Below are 17,577 nucleotides of genomic sequence, written 5' to 3' on the forward strand. Positions count from 1 at the left end.
GGATAGATCAGGATCTGCCGCGGATGGCCTCGAGGCGATCCCGACCAGCCTGTGTGATGGCGTTCTCCCCTTCATCGCTGATGCGATACCGGCCAGACGCCATCTTGGCGATTGTGAACTGGACCAGACCGCTTTCGGATAGGGCTTCGCCCGCTTCGAAGCTCATCGCCTGTTCCAGGTCGAAGATTTTGATTTCTCCGATTTTGTAGCGGGCGAAGGCTACCAGAGCGTTATCCAATGCTTGTTGGCTGATCTTTCGAGCGACTTCCATTCGACCTCCCAGGTCATGAGAGTCCCGGTCCGTGGGATTGGCGACAACGCACCGGGGGGTTGTTGAAGGCGGACCGTACTATGCAACCAGGGAAGTCGCTACTGGCTTTCCATCCATGCTGGATGGGTGGGCAGGTCATGGAGCACAACGGGCTGTCAAAGCAATACATCGGCTTTTGTGCCGAACGAATGCCTGTAGCCCCGGCAGAACGCCCCCCACTCTTCGCCATCCCAGCCTGACCGACGCTTGACCTGCCGCAAGTCATGGCGGGCGGCCTGTTTGGCGCTGAAGCGCTTTCTGGCCTTTTCCAGGTCTAGCAAGGCGACAGCCACGCCTGGCGCCCTGAAATCGACGAAGACATGTTTCAGATACAAGCAACCGTGCTGCCACTTTCCAAGATTCAGCTTGCCAAGTGCTCGACCATAGGCTTCAAGAATTTCGAGATAGCGATGATGCCCTAGCGTTTTTTCCAGCTGCCGGGCACGGAAGTCTTCGAGCGACACGTAGCCCTCCAGCGCCGCCGTGACCATCACGGCCTGCCACTCTCCCTGGTGTTTATGAATATGGCTGTACACAAGCTCGGGCGTACCAACCCCCAGCGCTGTTGCAGCACGCACAGCCTTTGCCTCGCGTGCAACGGTTGGGTGGCCGAAAGGGTGGCGCAGGCTTCGATAGACATGCCCGACCTGCTGCTTTTTGTAGAAGGTCAGCCCACCCAGCTCCACCCGCAATACACCGCTCTCACCTCCCCTGCGGACATTAGGCGGCTCTACCCACACGCCTGGAGCGTTGAGAACATCAGCCAGCAGTAACTCGCCAAGCTTCACATCGGTTGGATTTGCAGTCACGGAACACCTTAACGCCTGGCGCCAATTTGGCTGAAATATCTTGAAAACAACAGTGAAAGTATATGGAAATCGAAGGGAAATCAGGGTGGCAGAACTGACACAACACCTATCCATTCGGCCAACACTTACGAGCTGCGGCTGGAGAGCTCGTGGCCTGTGCAGCATGCGCTTGCTTGCGAGCGATGAAGCCAGACCAGGCCCTGGAGGTTCGATCGCGGCCAAATCACATCGTTCAGGTGGCGTGCCTATCCGACCTTGCGTGGCGACCGGACCGCAAAGCGGTCGCCAGCTCTTCAACGCCGTTCAGCAATCCCAGACTCAAGAAAAAATCAGCATTTCTGACAAAAATTCCCTTTCGCTCCCACCCCCGCCAAACACCAACAAGCCAACCTTGCTGCAGCTTCACGGCTTCATCAGCGGCTCGATGCCGATCCATTTCTTCGCCGGGTGATAACACAACTGCAATGGCGGAATCGCCACTGTGCGCCCCTGCACCTGCAAGCTACCCAGGTGAATGGTCCACTTGGAGTCAGCGTTCAGCTTGTCCGTCTGGAAGATTACATACGCCGAGCCGTAGCGCTTGTTGTTGGTGAGCTTGGGAATCATCCGGTGCACTTCATCGCTGTTGATGTCGTACGGGGACGGCCTGGCAGCCCGCTCATTCACTGAGGGATAGTCGTAGACATCGTTGAGGCCTACGTACACCTCGGGCCGCGCATTCAGGCGCGAGCCGTCTTCGAAAATGATGTAGGCCTGGCGGCTGTCGTACAGCACCGGAATCGGCGGTTCACCACGTTTTGAGTCGGTGGACGGGCGCTGGCGGTCCTTGTTGTAGGCGATCATCTGCACGAAGAATTCTGGCCGCGGGTATTCCTCGCCTGGGTACTGCACGTGCAGGCCTTGCTCGTAACGCTTTTCACCCCACTGTGCCGCGTGGTCGTAGAGGTAGGTTTCCAGGTAGAGCGTGGTTTCGCCCTGCGGGCCTGGCACTTTGAACTGGAACTCGGATTCGCAAAGGTCCGCGTAGGCGGCGCGTTCGCGTTTCCAGGGGAGGCACGCGGTGAGTGAGGCTGTGGCCAACAACAGCAGGAGGGAGGTGGCGCGCTTGAGGTTGGTCATGACCTGCCTTGGTCTGGGTGCGATGGGGCAGTTTCGGGGGATTAGAGGGCGGAAGTCCATGGTGACCGTTTGCCATCATGGGGACATGACTGGATACAGGGATGGGTGGGCGGTTTGCTTTTCGAGAGGTTTGTTGGGTTGGCAGAGCAGTGAACACTGCGAAAATTGACGGTAAATGCGGGGAAAGCATCAGAAAAAAGAACTTCCTTGTAGGGCATTTCCCAAAGATACTCGCTGTGCCTGATTTTTCGTTGCACACGCAAATCGTGGGACATAGTCTCGATCCGTCGCTGCCAATTCAGCGACCGACCTTGACGGGCCGCTGATTGTTGTTCGTGTGCATACGCTTATGGCGGCTGTACGTACGGGCACATTGTGTGCGCCGAGTGCCAACAATCTCGGTCCGTCAACCTACGTACAGCTGCCACCCTTCCTGCTTGACGGCTAACTGGTGTGCGGCTCAACCATTGTTGGAGCGTGAGCATGCTGAAGATAGTCCCTGATCCTCCCCTCAAAACTCTCTGCCTTGAAGACACCTTGATCCAGGCGACGGAATACGCGCTATGCGCTGCGACCGTTGTGCATCAAGCAATACTGCTGCAGCCCAAATCGATAGTCTCGATTCTGATGATGACCTAGATGCATGAATTGGAGACGCTGCGCGCTTTGCTTGAGTCCGCGTTGGCTCAGCTGCAGGTGCCCGCCGAGTCCAGCATTTCGCACTGAGGCCTAACTGATAATGTCGCCTGGGCATGATCTATCACCGGCAAGCCAGTTCCCGACAGTTAACTGACCTATTACACAGGCTTCGGCGCTTGGGAAAAGCCGTGGAGATCGCTGGCAAGAAGGCCAGCCCAGGTACTTGAGATTTCGGGGAGATTGAACAATGTCTACAGAAGCAACCAAATTCACCGTCGGCAAAACTACCTTTTACCAAGGTACGAATCAGACCCATCCCCTCTTCCGCATCGAAGCTGGCATCCCGTGCCAGAGCGCCCGTGAACAGGCCTCGGAACTGATGGGTTATGCACGGGATATGACCTTGGACGGTTTGATGGAAGACAAACCGCAGCTGATATGGGCTTCGCACTATCTCTGCGCCATGGCGAAAGCGCTTATGGATGACGCCGAGCTGGGAATGATGCGCTGACTGACCAAGTCCTCCACGAATGTCTTCGAGACCAACATCAACTACCAGTCTCGAAGGCGATCCGACATCACGGCCTAGCCGGAAAAGCTGGGTGCAGAGTCCGCCGTAGGGATATCGATTAAGTCGTTGCCCGCATTCTTATCTACACCGAATCGTTGACCCACCGCCCGCGTAGCATACCTTTCAACTCCTCAATACTTAGAGTCATGTCCCGCTTGCGGTCCACCACCGCCCACGACTTAATCATTAAAACGTCGCGGGATCGGTTGGGGCACAGCGAATGCCGTCAACGTGACCGGACATTTTAACTTAGCAATACGCTGATATTTAAAGGATGTGGACTCAGATCCCCGGCTTACCAGATCGCTGTGCAGGGATACATTTATATAGCTGCTCACAACCGACGATCGTGATCCCGGATACTGTGGGTCACCACACCCCAAACCTCGAACTGGTCACCCTCCATGATGTCCCTGGACGGGAACTTGGGGTTGTCCGATATCAGCACCACCTGGCGGTCACGGATCACCATCCGCTTGCAGGTGGCATCCCCGTTCTGCGCGACGATGATGATGCTGCCTGACGTTGGCTCAGCCAGGCGATCGACTATCAGCAGGTCACCGGTATAGATGCCGGCCCCCTGCATGCTGTCGCCCTCCACCTTGACCAGGTAAACGTTGGGCGCGCGCAGTTGAAGCATATCGTCGATGGACACCTGCAGGTGGTCAGTTTCTGAGGGTATGGTTGAAGGCATGGTGGCTGGCCGATAACTGTATATAGATACAGTATGTGATGGGCGCCAGCTTCAGGCAACAGCCGGTCAGCGGCTCGCCTTCATGCCGTCGGTCACCGCTTCGCACGCCAGGCCCGCTATTCGGCTTCGCTCAAGCGCTGCTGCGCAGCTGCCCGCCATTCGGTCAGACTCTTCAAGCAATCCCCCGAGCACCACGACGGCAGAGGTTCCTGCCTGGCGCTGCTGGGTAGCGATGGCACCGCAGGTGGCTGCTCGGCCGGCGCGCAGTCGATCGATTTCCCCGCGCAGCCCGCCAGCAGCAGACTCAGCAGCAGCGGCGCGGCCCTGGGCCAGTTCCAGTTTTTGTCGTGCACTCTCGCCCTCCTTGTCCGCCACGGCTTGGCGGCGCTGTTCTTCGGTTCTGGCCTGGGCCACGGCGCGCCGGTCGCGCTCAGCTACCTGCAGGCGGTAATCTGACAGTTCGGTTCGGGCCTCGGCCGTCTCGCCCTGGGCGGCCACCACGCGGTACTGCTGTCCGCCAGCGACCAGCACCAGCGCGATCAACCCCCAGCACCAGGCAGGCACAGCGCTCGAGCAACTTGTCCAGGCGGTGCGGGTTTTGCCCATAGCTGTTGCCCGGAAAGCTGGCCCAAATGTTCGAGCACTTGGCGATCGCCTCCTGGATGCGGTCGGCTTTGACATCGTCGAGGGCGCGGCGCTCCCTGATCTGCTGCAGCGCTACCCGGTCCTGGTTTTCCGGAGCGAATCCGCCGGACAGCCTCAGGCTCACGCGGTAAGCGTCCCAGTAGCGCTCGAGCAACTGATACCGTCCGGCGGCCGTGCTGGTGACCGGCTTGCCGTTTATGGGAAAAGTCAGCTTGCGGCGCGGGTGATCGGCATAGCCTTGAAACAGCCCACCGCCGTACAGCACGTTGTAGCCATCATCACTGCCTTTGACGGTAGAGGTGCCTTCTGAAAAGGCGATCAGATCCAGAAACCGGAGCACATTCGCGCCTCCGGCGTGGGATTCGGTGAGTCTGGCAATGGTTCTCCAAGCAAAAAGAAGCCCGCACTTGGCGGGCATGAATGTGTCTTTTAGGCTGCTAAATCGTCAAATGTGCATTGACTTATGTGCGAGGCAGGATATGAAAAAAGGATTGTTGGTACTTGGGTTTGGGATCTGTTTGCTAGGCGGTTGCTCTCATTTCTCCAATAGCACTTATGGGAGCCCTACCCACGCACACAATATCGCGTGCGATGACACCCCGCCGAATCAACCTGGTTGTTACAACCGCCAGTACCAAGAAGGCATTCTCAACAAGCTGGTTGATTCCTTTAGCGAAGGACGTTGATGCCTGCTCTATAGTTGATCTTGCGGCCGGCACACCCTGGGTTCGCTTCGATCAGGGTCCACGACTTGAAGCACACTTTCGACAGACGCCTGAAAGCAGCTGGTGTAACACAGGAAGATCGGAAGTCGCTACTTGGTCACAAAAACGGAAGCGTGACCAGTCACTATTCTGGCGCGGAGCTGGGGCAGTTGATAGAGGCGGCAAACAAAGTTTCAGCGACGGACTCGCGTGGGCCGGTACTGACCATTTTGAAGAGGAGGCAGGCGTAAAAACCTGAGAAGTCACGCAAAAGTCACGCACATGAAAAAGGCCACTCCTTTCGGAAATGGCCTAAGTCATTGAAATATATGGTCGGGACGGAGTGATTCGAACACTCGACCCCTTGCACCCCATGCAAGTGCGCTACCGGGCTGCGCTACGCCCCGACTGGGCTTGAAGCATGTTCTCAATACTGCCGAGAACGTTGAAGAATGTACCCTAACCCTCTGATAAATGAAAGCTTTTTCTCAAAAAATTTTTCACTCACCCGAAAAGCCACAGCTCACTTCTTCAACACCACCAGCACATCCTCCAATTCGACAATCATCTGCCGGATCAGCTGCTTGTACTGGCTCGAATCATCTTTAGCCTCATCACTGGAGAGCCGCAACCGCGCCCCGCCAATGGTGAACCCCTGCTCATACAGCAGCGCGCGAATCTGCCGGATCATCAGCACGTCTTGCCGCTGATAATACCGCCGGTTCCCCCGCCGCTTCACAGGGTTGAGCTGGTCAAACTCCTGCTCCCAATACCGCAGCACGTGTGGCTTTACGGCACACAACTCGCTCACTTCGCCAATGGTGAAGTAGCGTTTGCCCGGTATGGGGGGCAGTTCGTCGTTATGGCTTGGTTCCAGCATAGGCCTCAACCCGGGCCTTCAACTTCTGCCCTGGACGAAAGGTGACGACGCGCCGTGCGGTGATCGGAATTTCTTCCCCTGTCTTGGGGTTGCGGCCCGGCCGCTGGCGTTTGTCGCGAAGGTCGAAGTTGCCGAAACCAGACAGCTTGACCTGCTCGTTCTCTTCAAGTGCGTGCCGAATTTCTTCGAAAAACAGCTCGACCAGCTCCTTGGCCTCACGCTTGTTAAGCCCCAGCTCCTCGTACAGCCTTTCGGCCATCTCAGCTTTCGTCAGAGCACCCATGCCGTTATTTCCTTAACGTGGTGTTCAACCTTTGTTCGAGCGAGGTGAGGATGTTTTGCAGGGTAGTGTTCACCTCATCGTCGTTAAGAGTGCGCGATGGATGCTGCCAGGTCAAGCCGACGGCCAGGCTTTTTCTATCAGGATCAATACCTTTACCCTGGTAGACATCAAACAGCCTGAGGTCTGTGAGCCATTCGCCTGCATTGTCACGAATTAATTCAAGCACCGCGCTGGCTGCTACGTCACGGCCGGCGATCAAGGCCAGGTCACGACGGGTTTCCGGGAACTTGGACAGTTCGCTGAATTTCGGCAGGCGGCCTTCGACCACGTCGCCCAGCACCAGCTCGAACAGGAACACCGGGCGGTCCAGGTCCAGGGCTTTGGCCAGCTCTGGGTGGATGGCGCCGAGGTAACCGACCAGTTTGCCGTCGCGCTCGATGGCGGCGGTCTGGCCTGGGTGCAGGGCTGGGTGCTTGCCGGCGCTGAAGGTGAAGTCGCTCAGGGCACCGGAATAACCCAGCAAGGCTTCCACGTCGGCTTTAACGTCGAAGAAATCGACGCCGTCGCGGCCGTTGGCCCAGCCTTCTGGCAGGCGGCTGCCGGTGACCACGCCAGCGATCATGGGCTGCTGTTGCAGGTCACCCAGCTGGCCGACGAAACGCAGGCCGCTTTCGAACAGGCGCACGCGGTCTTGCTGGCGGTTCAGGTTGTGCTGCAGGGCTTTGACCAGGCCCGGCCACAGCGAGGCACGCATGGCGGCCATGTCGCTGGAAATGGGGTTGGCCAGCAGCAGCGGCTCTACGCCCGGGCTGAACAGTTCGAACAGTTTCGGGTCGATGAAGCTGTAGGTGATGGCTTCCTGGTAACCGCGGGCAACCAGCAGGCGGCGCAGGGTCGGTAGGTCACCGCGGGTTTCCGGCTTGCCCTGTGGCGCCAGGCGCGCTTGCGGGTAGCGGACCGGCAGGTTGTTGTAGCCGTACAGGCGGGCCAGTTCTTCGATCAGGTCCACTTCCAGGCTGATGTCGAAGCGGTGGCTTGGCACGGTGACGGTCCACTCCCCTTCGGCTGCCTTGCTGGTGGTCAGTTCCAGGGCGTTGAGCAGTTGCTCGACCTGGGCTGGGTCCATTTCCATGCCAAGCATCTGGGTGATGCGTTCGGCGCGCAGGGTAACCGGGGCCACCTGCGGCAGGTGCTGCTCGCTGACGGCTTCGACGACCGGGCCGGCTTCGCCGCCGACAATGTCCAGCAGCAGCTGGGTGGCGCGTTCCATGGCTTCGCGGGCCAGGTGCGAGTCGACGCCGCGCTCGTAGCGGTGCGAGGCATCGGTGTGCAGGCCGTAGGAACGGGCTTTACCGGCAACCGAAATCGGCTCGAAGAAGGCACTTTCCAGGAACAGGTCGCGGGTTGTTTCGGTGTTTACACCGCTGTGCTCCCCCCCCATGACGCCGGCGATGGCCAAGGCACGGGTGTGGTCGGCGATCACCAGGGTGTCGGCGCGCAGGGCCACTTCCTGGCCGTCGAGCAGAACGAGCTTTTCGCCCTCTTCGGCCATGCGTACGCGAATACCGCCGTTGATTTCTGCCAGGTCGAAGGCGTGCATCGGCTGGCCGAGTTCGAGCATCACGTAGTTGGTGACGTCTACGGCGGCGTCGATGCTGCGCACGTCGCTGCGGCGCAGGCGCTCGACCATCCACAACGGGGTTGGCTTGCTCAGGTCGACGTTACGGATAACGCGGCCCAGGTAGCGCGGGCATGCAGCCGGGGCGCTGACTTCAACCGGGCGCACTTCGTCGTGGGCCGGTGGTACGGCCGGCACTACCGGGCGGGTCACCGGGGTGTCGTACAGGGCGCTGACGTCACGCGCCAGGCCGGCGATGGACAGGCAGTCACCGCGGTTCGGCGTAAGGCCGATTTCGATGCTGGCGTCGTCCAGGCTCAGGTAGGTACGAATGTTCTCGCCTACCGGGGCATCGGCTGCCAGTTCCAGCAGGCCGTCGTTTTCTTCGCTGATTTCCAGCTCGGCAGCCGAGCACAGCATGCCGAAGGACTCGACGCCACGCAGCTTGGCCTTCTTGATCTTGAAGTCGCCAGACAGCTCGGCGCCGATCATGGCGAATGGCACCTTGATGCCTGGGCGGGCGTTAGGGGCGCCGCACACGACCTGGAAGGTTTCCTGGCCGTTGGTTACCTGGCACACGCGCAGCTTGTCGGCGTCCGGGTGTTGTTCGGTGGCCAGGATCTCGCCTACCACGATGCCGCTGAACTGGCCGGCAGCGGGGGTAACGCTGTCGACTTCAAGGCCGGCCATGGACAGGCGGGCAACCAGTTCGTCACGAGAGACTTGCGGGTTTACCCAACCGCGCAGCCACTGTTCACTGAATTTCATGCTGTTCTCCTGAAAGTTGCGTCGATTGGGCCTAGCGGAATTGCGCCAGGAACCGCAGGTCGTTGTCGAAGAACAGACGCAAATCGTTGACGCCATAGCGCAGCATGGCCAGGCGCTCGGCCCCCATGCCAAAGGCGAAGCCCTGGAACTCTTCCGGGTCGATGCCAGACATGCGCAGCACGTTCGGGTGCACCATGCCGCAACCCATCACTTCCAGCCAGCCGGTTTGCTTGCACACCCGGCAGCCGTTGCCGGAGCACATCACGCACTGGATATCGACTTCGGCGGACGGCTCGGTGAAGGGGAAGAACGATGGGCGGAAACGCACCGCCAGTTCTTTCTCGAAGAACACGCGCAGGAACTCTTCGATGGTGCCCTTGAGGTCGGCGAAGTTGATATCGCGGTCGATCAGCAGGCCTTCGACCTGGTGGAACATCGGCGAGTGGGTGATATCCGAGTCGCAGCGGTAAACGCGGCCCGGGCAGACAATGCGGATGGGCGGCTGGGTGGACTCCATGGTCCGCACCTGCACCGGCGAGGTGTGGGTACGCAGCAGCATGTTGGCATTGAAGTAGAAGGTGTCGTGCATCGCCCGCGCCGGGTGGTGGCCGGGGATGTTGAGCGCTTCGAAGTTGTGGTAGTCGTCTTCCACCTCAGGGCCTTCGGCAATGCCGTAGCCAATGTGGGTGAAGAACTGCTCGATGCGCTCGAGGGTACGGGTGATCGGGTGCAGGCCACCGGTGGCCTGGCCACGGCCTGGCAGGGTGACGTCAATGCATTCGGCAGCCAGGCGAGCGCTGAGCTCGGCTTCTTCAAAGGCAGCCTTGCGGGCATTGAGTACAACGGTAACGCGCTCTTTGGCGTCGTTGATCAGCGCGCCGACTTTCGGCCGCTCTTCGGCTGGCAGGTTGCCCAGGGTCTTCATCACCTGGGTCAGCTCGCCTTTCTTGCCGAGATAGTTAACCCGGATCTGTTCCAGGGTAGTGATGTCTTCAGCGCGCTCCACGGCCTCTAGGGCTTGGGAGACCAGCGCATCCAGGTTTTCCATGTACAGACTCCAGATACGAAAATAGGGGAAGAGCTTTGAAGGCTCTTCCCCTATCGATGACGTTCAATGCCCGGCGCCGCGAGCGCCGCCGGGTGATTGTCGCGGGTACTTAAGCCAGAACGGCTTTAGCTTTCTCGACAATCGCAGCAAACGCCGCTTTTTCGTTCACTGCCAGATCGGCCAGAACCTTACGGTCGATTTCGATCGAAGCCTTTTTCAGGCCAGCAATCAGACGGCTGTAGGACAGACCGTTGGTGCGGGCACCGGCGTTGATACGAGCGATCCACAGTGCGCGGAACTGACGCTTCTTCTGGCGACGGTCGCGGTAGGCGTATTGGCCAGCCTTGATGACCGCTTGCTTGGCTACACGGAATACGCGCGAACGTGCACCGTAGTAACCTTTAGCCAGCTTCAGAATTTTTTTGTGACGCTTACGAGCGATAACGCCGCGCTTAACACGAGCCATGAGTAACTTCCTCTATCTTAACCAGAATTAACGTACGCGCAGCATGCGCTCGACTTTCGCCACGTCGGACGGGTGCAGCAAGCTGGCACCGCGCAGTTGACGCTTACGCTTGGTCGACATTTTGGTCAGGATGTGGCTCTTGAAAGCGTGCTTGTGCTTGAAGCCCGAAGCAGTCTTCAGGAAGCGCTTCGCAGCACCGCTCTTGGTTTTCATTTTTGGCATGTTGGAACTCCGCATTCGATAAAATTACACATAATCATCAGGCCTGCCGTGCCCGGGAGATTATTTCTTTTTCTTGGGGGCGATGACCATCATAAGCTGGCGTCCTTCCATCTTAGGATGCTGCTCAACGGTGCCGTATTCGGCGAGGTCGGCTTCGACCCGCTTCAACAGCTCCATGCCCAGCTCCTGGTGGGCCATCTCACGGCCGCGGAATCTCAGAGAGATCTTGGCCTTGTCCCCATCGGTAAGGAAACGTACCAGGTTGCGTAGTTTTACCTGGTAATCCCCATCCTCCGTCCCTGGACGAAACTTGATTTCTTTGATCTGGATCTGTTTCTGGTTTTTCTTGGCTTCGTTAGCCTGCTTCTTCTTCTCGAAGAGGTGCTTGCCGTAGTCCATCACCTTGCAGACAGGTGGTACTGCGTCTGCAGAGATTTCTACCAGGTCCAGCTTCGCTTCATCAGCGATACGCAGCGCTTCATCAATCGAGACGATGCCAACTTGCTCGCCGTCTGCGCCAATTAACCGAACCTCGCGGGCCGAGATATTCTCGTTGATCGGGGCCTTCGGTACAGCACGCTTATCGTTTCTCATTTCACGCTTAATAGTCATTACTCCGATTCTTGGCGACCACGCCGGGAAACCGCTTGATTCAGCAGCTCAACGAACTGGGCGACGGGCATGGAGCCCAGGTCAGCACCTTCGCGAGTGCGCACAGCGACGGTTTGCGTTTCGACTTCGCGGTCCCCTATAACCAAAAGGTACGGGACCTTGAGCAAAGTATGCTCGCGGATTTTAAAGCCGATCTTCTCATTTCTCAAGTCCGACTTGGCACGGAAACCGCTACCGTTCAGAGATTTCTCCACCTGAAGGGCGAAATCGGCCTGTTTGTCGGTGATGTTCATGATCACCGCCTGGGTCGGTGCGAGCCAGGCCGGGAACACGCCAGCGTAGTGCTCGATCAGCATGCCGATGAAGCGCTCGAACGAGCCGAGGATGGCACGGTGCAGCATTACCGGGCGCACGCGGCTGTTGTCTTCGGCGATATAGCTGGCATCCAGGCGCTCTGGCAGGTTCGGATCGTACTGCAGGGTACCGCACTGCCAGTTACGGCCAAGGCAGTCACGCAGGGTGAACTCGATCTTCGGACCGTAGAAGGCACCTTCGCCTGGCTGGTATTCCCACTCCAGGCCGGATTCGTTGAGGGCGTCGGCCAGTGCACCTTCGGCACGGTCCCACAGCTCTTCGGAACCGACACGCTTGGCCGGGCGGGTGGACAGCTTCATGGCAATGTCGCTGAAGCCGAAGTCCTTGTACACGTCCAGGGTCAGCTTGATGAAGTCGGCTGCTTCTTTCTTCACCTGCTCTTCGGTGCAGAAGATGTGTGCGTCGTCCTGTACGAAGCCACGTACGCGCATGATGCCGTGCAGGGCGCCGGATGGCTCGTTACGGTGGCAGGCACCGAACTCGGCCAGGCGCAGCGGCAGGTCGCGGTAGCTTTTCAGGCCCTGGTTGAACACCTGCACGTGGCACGGGCAGTTCATCGGTTTTACCGCGTAGTCGCGGCTTTCCGACGAGGTGGTGAACATGTTCTCGGCGTAGTTGGACCAGTGGCCGGAACGCTCCCACAGAATACGGTCGACAACCTGCGGGGTCTTGATTTCCTGGTAGCCGTTTTCGCGCTGCACGCCACGCATGTACTGCTCGAGCACCTGGTAGACGGTCCAGCCGTTGGCGTGCCAGAACACCATGCCCGGGGCTTCTTCCTGCAGGTGGAACAGGTCGAGCTGCTTGCCGATCTTGCGGTGGTCGCGTTTTTCGGCTTCTTCGATGCGCTGGATGTAGGCTGCCAGCTGCTTCTTGTCCGCCCAGGCGGTGCCGTACACGCGCTGCAACTGCTCGTTCTTGGCATCGCCACGCCAGTAGGCGCCGGACAGCTTGGTCAGCTTGAAAGCCTTGAGGAAGCGGGTGTTGGGCACGTGCGGGCCACGGCACATGTCGACGTATTCTTCGTGGTAGTACAGGCCCATGGCCTGTTCGTCCGGCATGTCTTCGACCAGGCGCAGCTTGTAGTCTTCACCACGGGCGGTGAAAACATCGATGACTTCGGCGCGCGGGGTGACCTTCTTGACCACGTCGTAGTCTTTGTCGATCAGCTCCATCATGCGCTTTTCGATGGCGGCCAGGTCTTCAGGGGTGAAGGGGCGCTCGTAGGCGATGTCGTAATAGAAGCCTTCGTCGATCACCGGGCCGATCACCATCTTGGCGGTCGGGTACAGCTGCTTCACCGCGTGGCCAACCAGGTGGGCGCACGAGTGGCGGATGATCTCCAGTCCCTCTGCATCTTTAGGGGTGATGATCTGCAGGGTGGCGTCGTGGCTGATCAGGTCGCAGGCGTCGACCAGCTTGCCGTCGACCTTACCGGCCACGGTGGCCTTGGCGAGGCCTGCACCAATGGATGCGGCGACATCGGCTACGGATACGGCGTGATCAAACGAACGCTGACTGCCATCGGGAAGAGTAATAACGGGCATGGCGCCTCCTCTCCTAGTGGTGACCCCTACCAAAGGTCACGTGGGTTGGGATGAGCCAGTACAAGATCCGACCTGCCTTCCTGCAAAGGAAGCCTGCCTCACAGTGGCAGAAGCCTTTCGGCTTGCAAGGGACGAACCAGAGTGACTGGAAAGAAAAATGGCTGCGCCAGGCAAAGGCGCGAACACAAGCCGAGCATGCTAGCACGCGGGTTGCACCGCAGGCAGAAATATTTGGAAATTACAGGGTCGGTGTGAACTAACCCGGAAAAAGCCCTATCAGACTTTGGGAAGCAACCTACTCTTGATGAGACCTTAACCCAAGGAGTAACTGGTTATGCGAGTTCCGTCTCTTCTGGCCCTGGCGGCCACTGCTGCCCTGCTGCTGCCGGTAGCCGCGAACGCTGGCAACTTCCCACCGGGGAAAGAGGCCGGCTACATGGCCCAGTGCACGCAGGTGGCCAGCGGCCAGGGCGTTGATGCTGCAACTGCGAAGAAACACTGCGACTGTGGCGCCCAAGCCATCAAGAAGAACTTCACCGATGCCGAAATTGCTGACCTGGACAGCAAGGATGGCGTGGACGCCAAGCTGATGCAGAAAGCGCAAACGGTTGTGAAACAGGCCTGCGCACCAAAGGGCTGAAACCTTAAAGCCAAAGTCGGCTGGTAAATCTTTGAGCTGGATCAATATCCGGCGAAGGTAAAAGGCGCTAGATGCGCAGAAATGGACTATGATACGTCCCGTGCTCCGTAGCCTCGGCCGCATTGCACCACCGAAAAAACTAAATGTTCTGGAGATTCACCCATGTCCAATCGCCAACAAGGCACCGTCAAATGGTTCAATGATGAGAAAGGCTACGGCTTCATCACCCCAGCAGGCGGCGGCGACGACCTGTTCGTTCACTTCAAAGCCATCGAATCTGACGGCTTCAAGAGCCTGAAAGAAGGCCAGACTGTTTCCTTCGTCGCCGAGCGCGGCCAGAAAGGCATGCAGGCTGCACAGGTTCGTCCGGAGTAATTCGGATAGCTGTAAAAAAACCCGCCCTTGTGGCGGGTTTTTTTTGGGCGCGCCCCAGGGGCCGGGGGTAGCTGAATCAACCGCAGTTGACGCGGTTGACCACACCCTGCTCATTGACGTTAAGGTTCAGGCGCTCGGACCGGTACTCCAGGGTTACCACGTCGTGCGGCTTGAGAATACGCGCTATTTGCGAACCACTGGCCTTGCGCGCCTGCTCCAGCAACTCGGCACTGGCCTGCTTGCCCATGGCAAAGTCTGCGCCGCTGGCATCGCAGCGGCCGTCGTTGCCGGCCGGCGCAGCCGGTGCAGCCCCACCGGCATTACCACCAGCATCGCCACCAGTGCTGCAACCAGCCAGGACAGCAGCCATCGCCAGGGTTGCCAGGTAAGCACGGGTACGGAACATGAAGCCTCCTAAATCGGTATGGGAATGTCTGATCCGACAGTTCCGCTCATCATTTGTTGCAAAACCGGCCAAGTCTGCCTGAACTCGATCAGCGAGGGGGAAAAGCAATCGTGACCGGATTTTGCACAACCCGCTGCGTTTGCCATATGCTTAGCGCGCACGGTCACTGGCGCAAAGCCATGATTTGCTGCAAGAAGTGGAGTGCATCCCGCCTCCATCGAACACCAGGGTCAGGTGTTCACCCCTTCGTTCCGGGCCCCTAGCGAGAGCTTTTCATGAGCAGCCACACCATCGATGCCGATATCAAGGTCAAGTGGGCCGAGGGCCAGAGTGCGTACAGCCCTGGCACACCAGAGGAGTTGCTGTTGATCGGCATCGACCTGCTGGTGCGCGACCGCGGCCCCGAAGCAGCACGCAGCTTCATCGAGCAGGTGCTGGAGCGCTACGCCCCGCACGCAGCTATTGCAGCCGCGCCAACCGGGCGCTAAGCAGGTCGAACAGGCCTTGGGCGTCACCCTGCTCCACCCACAGCACATTGGCCGGCTGCTTGAGCACGCCGTACCAGTCAGCGACGGTCTGACCAAAGGTCGGGCCTTCGCGGCTGTCGATGCTCAGGTGAATGCGCCGGCCGCTGAACAGTTCGGGCTTGAGCAAGTAGGCAATGACGCTGGCGTCATGCACCGGACCGCCGGGCATGCCGTACAACGCCATGTCGTGCTTGATGTACACGTTGAGAATGTCCACCACCCGCTTGCTGGCTTGTGTATTCACCGCGGCCAACTGCTGCAGCCGGGCGTCGCTGGTCAGCAGCTTGTGGGTGACGTCCAGCGGTAGATAGGTCAATTGCACCCCGCTGGCCAGAACCACCTGGGCTGCATGGGGGTCGGCGTAGAGGTTGAATTCTGCCGCCGGGGTGATGTTGCCGCCGTTGAAGTGGGCGCCGCCCATGACCACCACCTCCTTGATGCCCTTGGCAATCTCCGGGCGCTGGATCAGCGCCAGGGCCAGGTTGGTCTGTGGGCCGAGCATGGCCACGGTGATGCTGTGCGGCTTGGCGGCCGCCAAGGTGTCTACCAGGTACTGCACGGCGTTGCCGGCGGCCAGCGGGGCCTTCGGCTCATGCACTTGAACGCCGGCCAGGCCTTCTTCGCCGTGCACTTCTGCGGCATAGACAGGGGCGCGCACCAGCGGGCGGCCGGCCCCCGCGTAAACCGGGATGTCTTCGCGGCCAGCCCATTCGCGCGCCAGGCGCGCGTTGCGGGAGGTTTTATCCAGGCGCACATTGCCGGCCACGGTGGTGATGGCGCGAACATTGAGTTCTTCTGGCGAGGCCAGGGCCAGGAACAAGGCGACCACGTCGTCAGCACCGGGGTCGGTGTCGATGATCAGGTCGATGGGGGCAGCCTGCAAGCTGGTGGCAGTGAGCATGAAAGCGAGTCCTTGAAGCCAGGGCTTGAGCATGGAATGGCACTCCTGTTGCCTTTGGTGAATAACGGCCGACGCGCCGGGTGGCACCGGCGGCTGGTCAACGGCTCAGAACGTGACGCCGGAAACCAGCGCGATATTGCTGTAGGGCTGGCACTCACCGGTACGCACCACCGCCCGGGCACTGCGCGACAGCACCTTGAATGCTTCATGGCTAAGCCATTCGCGCTTGCCCAGCTTGCCCTTCAGGCGCTCGAGCTCGACCAGCGCTGGCGGCACCACTTTCTGCATTTCCTCGGCCAGCACATGCCGCTCCACCTGAAGCTCGCTCAGCACGGCCCGCAACACACTGGCGAAGTCCGGCAAGCCAGGGGTGATCGCCAGGTCGATCATTTCCACGCCTGGCGGCACCGGCAGGCCGGCATCGCCGATCACCAGGATATCGCCATGGCCCATGCCGGCGATGGTGCGCGAAAGGGCAACGTTCAGCAGCGGGGTTTTCTTCATGGCACCAGCTCCGCCAGGTAAGGGATTGATGGCTGCGCGCCAGCGCGTGTCACCGACAGCGCCGCAGCACGCTGGCCGAAGGCGATGGCCTCGCCCTCCTCCAAACCACGCACCAGGCCCGCAGCGAAGCCGCCAATGAAGGTGTCGCCAGCAGCAGTGGTGTCCAGCGGCTGCACCACCGGTGCGGGGTAATGCTGGTGCCCCTCGGGCGTTACCAGCAACGCCCCTTGCGCGCCCAGCGTGACGATCACCTTGCCCGCCCCCGCCTGCAGCAAGCGCTCTGCGGCAAGCTGCGCGCTCGCCTGGTCGGTCACCGCAATGCCGGTCAGCGCTTCGGCCTCGCTTTCATTGGGGGTAAGGTAATCGATGAACGCAAACCATTGCGCAGGCAGCGGGCCGGTGGCAGGCGCCGGGTTGAGGATCACCTGCTTGCCCAGATCGTGCGCCCGCTTCAGCGTCCAGGCCACTGTCTCGACCGGCACCTCCAACTGGCAGATGACCACCTGCGCAGCCTGCAACAACGCCTCGAAGTGCTGCACCGACTGCGGCGTCAGCAGGCCATTGCCGCCGGGGATGACGACAATGCAATTCTGGCTGGCGGCATCCACGGTGATCAGGGCTACACCGCTGGACACGCCCGGGCAGGTACTGACGCCCTGGCAGTCGATGCCTTCTGCGGACAATGCCTGGTGCAACTGGCGGCCATAATCGTCATCGCCGACATTGCCAATCATCGCCACGCTGGCGCCCAGGCGCGCAGCCGCTACGGCCTGGTTGGCCCCCTTGCCGCCCGGCACCGTGAAAAAACGCTCACCGGGCAGGGTTTCGCCGGCGCGAGGCAAGCGCTGGGCGCGGACCACCAGGTCCATGTTGAGGCTGCCGACCACCACAACCTTGGCATTCATGACAGTTCC

Annotated in this window: 22 protein-coding genes, 1 tRNA gene and 3 pseudogenes; 7 read left to right on the forward strand and 19 right to left on the reverse strand. The window is 59.8% G+C overall.

The window, feature by feature from the left end; translation table 11 throughout:
* Window positions 1–7: 7 nt before the first annotated feature.
* The 3 genes from G1E_RS17640 to G1E_RS17650 form a co-directional block, all read right to left on the reverse strand.
* Window positions 8–271 (reverse strand): hypothetical protein, encoded by a 264-nt coding sequence (locus tag G1E_RS17640; protein WP_009685869.1) that lies wholly within the window; start codon window positions 269–271, stop codon window positions 8–10.
* A gap of 155 nt (window positions 272–426) precedes the next feature.
* Window positions 427–1,119, reverse strand: a complete 693-nt coding sequence (locus G1E_RS17645) for a lipopolysaccharide kinase InaA family protein (protein WP_223809599.1) — start codon at window positions 1,117–1,119, stop codon at window positions 427–429.
* A 402-nt stretch (window positions 1,120–1,521) separates the two neighbouring features.
* Window positions 1,522–2,238 carry a hypothetical protein gene (locus G1E_RS17650; protein ID WP_009685871.1) on the reverse strand — a complete coding sequence of 239 codons (717 nt, stop codon included), beginning with the start codon at window positions 2,236–2,238 and terminating at the stop codon, window positions 1,522–1,524.
* 483 nt (window positions 2,239–2,721) lie between these two features.
* Between G1E_RS17650 and G1E_RS29645 the strand changes: the two are divergent.
* Both G1E_RS29645 and G1E_RS17660 read left to right on the forward strand, forming a co-directional pair.
* A pseudogene (locus G1E_RS29645) lies at window positions 2,722–2,964 on the forward strand (hypothetical protein).
* 160 nt (window positions 2,965–3,124) lie between these two features.
* Entirely contained in the window at window positions 3,125–3,388 is a 264-nt protein-coding gene (locus tag G1E_RS17660; protein ID WP_009685873.1) for a DUF3077 domain-containing protein, read from the forward strand.
* Window positions 3,389–3,782: 394 nt separating this feature from the next.
* Here G1E_RS17660 and G1E_RS17665 read toward each other — a convergent pair whose 3' ends face one another.
* The 3 genes and pseudogenes from G1E_RS17665 to G1E_RS27780 all read right to left on the reverse strand — a co-directional run.
* The gene (locus G1E_RS17665) at window positions 3,783–4,142 is read right to left on the reverse strand and encodes a LexA family transcriptional regulator (RefSeq protein WP_132475498.1); all 360 of its coding nucleotides are present in this window, start codon (window positions 4,140–4,142) and stop codon (window positions 3,783–3,785) included.
* 66 nt (window positions 4,143–4,208) lie between these two features.
* On the reverse strand, window positions 4,209–4,748 hold the full coding sequence (locus G1E_RS17670; RefSeq protein ID WP_047149976.1) for a DUF2514 family protein: 540 nt from the start codon (window positions 4,746–4,748) through the stop codon (window positions 4,209–4,211).
* Window positions 4,714–5,166: pseudogene (locus G1E_RS27780) on the reverse strand (glycoside hydrolase); the annotation flags it as partial. The pseudogene G1E_RS27780 and the gene G1E_RS17670, both read right to left, overlap by 35 nt.
* 327 nt (window positions 5,167–5,493) lie before the next feature.
* Here G1E_RS27780 and G1E_RS27785 point away from each other — a divergent pair.
* Window positions 5,494–5,742: pseudogene (locus G1E_RS27785) on the forward strand (site-specific integrase); the annotation flags it as partial.
* A gap of 79 nt (window positions 5,743–5,821) precedes the next feature.
* Here G1E_RS27785 and G1E_RS17675 read toward each other — a convergent pair.
* From G1E_RS17675 to thrS, 9 genes are all read right to left on the reverse strand, one after another.
* Window positions 5,822–5,898: transfer RNA gene (locus G1E_RS17675), tRNA-Pro, on the reverse strand.
* Between the two features lie 116 nt (window positions 5,899–6,014).
* Window positions 6,015–6,371: a MerR family transcriptional regulator gene (locus tag G1E_RS17680; RefSeq protein ID WP_009685877.1), complete on the reverse strand. Its 357-nt coding sequence runs from the start codon at window positions 6,369–6,371 to the stop codon at window positions 6,015–6,017.
* Window positions 6,352–6,654 (reverse strand): integration host factor subunit alpha, encoded by a 303-nt coding sequence (gene ihfA, locus G1E_RS17685; RefSeq protein WP_003250679.1) that lies wholly within the window; start codon window positions 6,652–6,654, stop codon window positions 6,352–6,354. The genes G1E_RS17680 and ihfA overlap by 20 nt, the downstream gene beginning before the upstream one ends.
* A gap of 4 nt (window positions 6,655–6,658) precedes the next feature.
* Window positions 6,659–9,040, reverse strand: a complete 2,382-nt coding sequence (gene pheT, locus G1E_RS17690) for a phenylalanine--tRNA ligase subunit beta (protein ID WP_047149977.1) — start codon at window positions 9,038–9,040, stop codon at window positions 6,659–6,661.
* Between the two features lie 31 nt (window positions 9,041–9,071).
* A complete protein-coding gene (gene pheS, locus G1E_RS17695) occupies window positions 9,072–10,088 on the reverse strand; it encodes a phenylalanine--tRNA ligase subunit alpha (RefSeq protein ID WP_009685880.1) in 1,017 nt (338 codons plus the stop codon).
* 109 nt (window positions 10,089–10,197) lie between these two features.
* Window positions 10,198–10,554, reverse strand: a complete 357-nt coding sequence (rplT, locus tag G1E_RS17700; protein WP_003250671.1) for a 50S ribosomal protein L20 — start codon at window positions 10,552–10,554, stop codon at window positions 10,198–10,200.
* Window positions 10,555–10,581: 27 nt separating this feature from the next.
* On the reverse strand, window positions 10,582–10,776 hold the full coding sequence (gene rpmI / locus G1E_RS17705) for a 50S ribosomal protein L35 (protein WP_003250667.1): 195 nt from the start codon (window positions 10,774–10,776) through the stop codon (window positions 10,582–10,584).
* A 60-nt stretch (window positions 10,777–10,836) separates the two neighbouring features.
* A complete protein-coding gene (gene infC, locus G1E_RS17710) occupies window positions 10,837–11,388 on the reverse strand; it encodes a translation initiation factor IF-3 (protein ID WP_012052879.1) in 552 nt (183 codons plus the stop codon).
* A complete protein-coding gene (gene thrS, locus G1E_RS17715) occupies window positions 11,388–13,310 on the reverse strand; it encodes a threonine--tRNA ligase (RefSeq protein ID WP_009685881.1) in 1,923 nt (640 codons plus the stop codon). The genes infC and thrS overlap by 1 nt, the downstream gene beginning before the upstream one ends.
* A 50-nt stretch (window positions 13,311–13,360) precedes the next feature.
* Between thrS and G1E_RS28765 the strand changes: the two genes are divergently transcribed.
* The 3 genes from G1E_RS28765 (at window position 13,361) to G1E_RS17725 (ending at window position 14,325) form a co-directional block, all read left to right on the forward strand.
* A complete protein-coding gene (locus G1E_RS28765; protein ID WP_009685882.1) occupies window positions 13,361–13,570 on the forward strand; it encodes a hypothetical protein in 210 nt (69 codons plus the stop codon).
* A 74-nt stretch (window positions 13,571–13,644) separates the two neighbouring features.
* Entirely contained in the window at window positions 13,645–13,950 is a 306-nt protein-coding gene (locus tag G1E_RS17720; protein WP_009685883.1) for a hypothetical protein, read from the forward strand.
* A 162-nt stretch (window positions 13,951–14,112) separates the two neighbouring features.
* Entirely contained in the window at window positions 14,113–14,325 is a 213-nt protein-coding gene (locus G1E_RS17725; protein ID WP_003250656.1) for a cold-shock protein, read from the forward strand.
* A gap of 76 nt (window positions 14,326–14,401) precedes the next feature.
* Here G1E_RS17725 and G1E_RS17730 read toward each other — a convergent pair whose 3' ends face one another.
* A complete protein-coding gene (locus G1E_RS17730) occupies window positions 14,402–14,731 on the reverse strand; it encodes an I78 family peptidase inhibitor (protein ID WP_009685884.1) in 330 nt (109 codons plus the stop codon).
* 275 nt (window positions 14,732–15,006) lie between these two features.
* Between G1E_RS17730 and G1E_RS17735 the strand changes: the two genes are divergently transcribed.
* Complete coding sequence (locus G1E_RS17735; protein ID WP_009685885.1) at window positions 15,007–15,219, forward strand: hypothetical protein; 213 nt, start codon at window positions 15,007–15,009, stop codon at window positions 15,217–15,219.
* On the opposite strand, the gene G1E_RS17740 is transcribed toward G1E_RS17735, so the two are convergent.
* From G1E_RS17740 to rbsK, 3 genes are all read right to left on the reverse strand, one after another.
* Window positions 15,191–16,192 (reverse strand): nucleoside hydrolase, encoded by a 1,002-nt coding sequence (locus G1E_RS17740; RefSeq protein ID WP_033691009.1) that lies wholly within the window; start codon window positions 16,190–16,192, stop codon window positions 15,191–15,193. The two genes, G1E_RS17735 and G1E_RS17740, sit on opposite strands and share 29 nt — an antisense overlap.
* A 72-nt stretch (window positions 16,193–16,264) precedes the next feature.
* Entirely contained in the window at window positions 16,265–16,663 is a 399-nt protein-coding gene (rbsD, locus tag G1E_RS17745; protein WP_009685887.1) for a D-ribose pyranase, read from the reverse strand.
* Window positions 16,660–17,568, reverse strand: a complete 909-nt coding sequence (gene rbsK / locus G1E_RS17750) for a ribokinase (protein WP_009685888.1) — start codon at window positions 17,566–17,568, stop codon at window positions 16,660–16,662. The genes rbsD and rbsK overlap by 4 nt, the downstream gene beginning before the upstream one ends.
* Window positions 17,569–17,577 lie beyond the last annotated feature (9 nt).

Source organism: Pseudomonas sp. TJI-51, assembly GCF_000190455.2.
Classification (GTDB): Bacteria; Pseudomonadota; Gammaproteobacteria; order Pseudomonadales; family Pseudomonadaceae; genus Aquipseudomonas; species Aquipseudomonas juntendi.

Coding starts and splice junctions, on each gene's coding strand:
- G1E_RS17650 (WP_009685871.1), bottom strand. CDS start 2,238: ATGACCAACCTCAAGCGCGCCACCTCCCTCCTGCTGTTGTTGGCCACA.
- G1E_RS28765 (WP_009685882.1), top strand. CDS start 13,361: ATGAGCCAGTACAAGATCCGACCTGCCTTCCTGCAAAGGAAGCCTGCC.
- G1E_RS17720 (WP_009685883.1), top strand. CDS start 13,645: ATGCGAGTTCCGTCTCTTCTGGCCCTGGCGGCCACTGCTGCCCTGCTG.
- G1E_RS17660 (WP_009685873.1), top strand. CDS start 3,125: ATGTCTACAGAAGCAACCAAATTCACCGTCGGCAAAACTACCTTTTAC.
- thrS (WP_009685881.1), bottom strand. CDS start 13,310: ATGCCCGTTATTACTCTTCCCGATGGCAGTCAGCGTTCGTTTGATCAC.
- pheS (WP_009685880.1), bottom strand. CDS start 10,088: ATGGAAAACCTGGATGCGCTGGTCTCCCAAGCCCTAGAGGCCGTGGAG.
- G1E_RS17725 (WP_003250656.1), top strand. CDS start 14,113: ATGTCCAATCGCCAACAAGGCACCGTCAAATGGTTCAATGATGAGAAA.
- infC (WP_012052879.1), bottom strand. CDS start 11,388: ATGACTATTAAGCGTGAAATGAGAAACGATAAGCGTGCTGTACCGAAG.
- G1E_RS17640 (WP_009685869.1), bottom strand. CDS start 271: ATGGAAGTCGCTCGAAAGATCAGCCAACAAGCATTGGATAACGCTCTG.
- rpmI (WP_003250667.1), bottom strand. CDS start 10,776: ATGCCAAAAATGAAAACCAAGAGCGGTGCTGCGAAGCGCTTCCTGAAG.
- pheT (WP_047149977.1), bottom strand. CDS start 9,040: ATGAAATTCAGTGAACAGTGGCTGCGCGGTTGGGTAAACCCGCAAGTC.
- G1E_RS17665 (WP_132475498.1), bottom strand. CDS start 4,142: ATGCCTTCAACCATACCCTCAGAAACTGACCACCTGCAGGTGTCCATC.
- G1E_RS17730 (WP_009685884.1), bottom strand. CDS start 14,731: ATGTTCCGTACCCGTGCTTACCTGGCAACCCTGGCGATGGCTGCTGTC.
- rplT (WP_003250671.1), bottom strand. CDS start 10,554: ATGGCTCGTGTTAAGCGCGGCGTTATCGCTCGTAAGCGTCACAAAAAA.
- rbsK (WP_009685888.1), bottom strand. CDS start 17,568: ATGAATGCCAAGGTTGTGGTGGTCGGCAGCCTCAACATGGACCTGGTG.
- rbsD (WP_009685887.1), bottom strand. CDS start 16,663: ATGAAGAAAACCCCGCTGCTGAACGTTGCCCTTTCGCGCACCATCGCC.
- G1E_RS17740 (WP_033691009.1), bottom strand. CDS start 16,192: ATGCTCAAGCCCTGGCTTCAAGGACTCGCTTTCATGCTCACTGCCACC.
- G1E_RS17735 (WP_009685885.1), top strand. CDS start 15,007: ATGAGCAGCCACACCATCGATGCCGATATCAAGGTCAAGTGGGCCGAG.
- ihfA (WP_003250679.1), bottom strand. CDS start 6,654: ATGGGTGCTCTGACGAAAGCTGAGATGGCCGAAAGGCTGTACGAGGAG.
- G1E_RS17670 (WP_047149976.1), bottom strand. CDS start 4,748: ATGGGCAAAACCCGCACCGCCTGGACAAGTTGCTCGAGCGCTGTGCCT.
- G1E_RS17680 (WP_009685877.1), bottom strand. CDS start 6,371: ATGCTGGAACCAAGCCATAACGACGAACTGCCCCCCATACCGGGCAAA.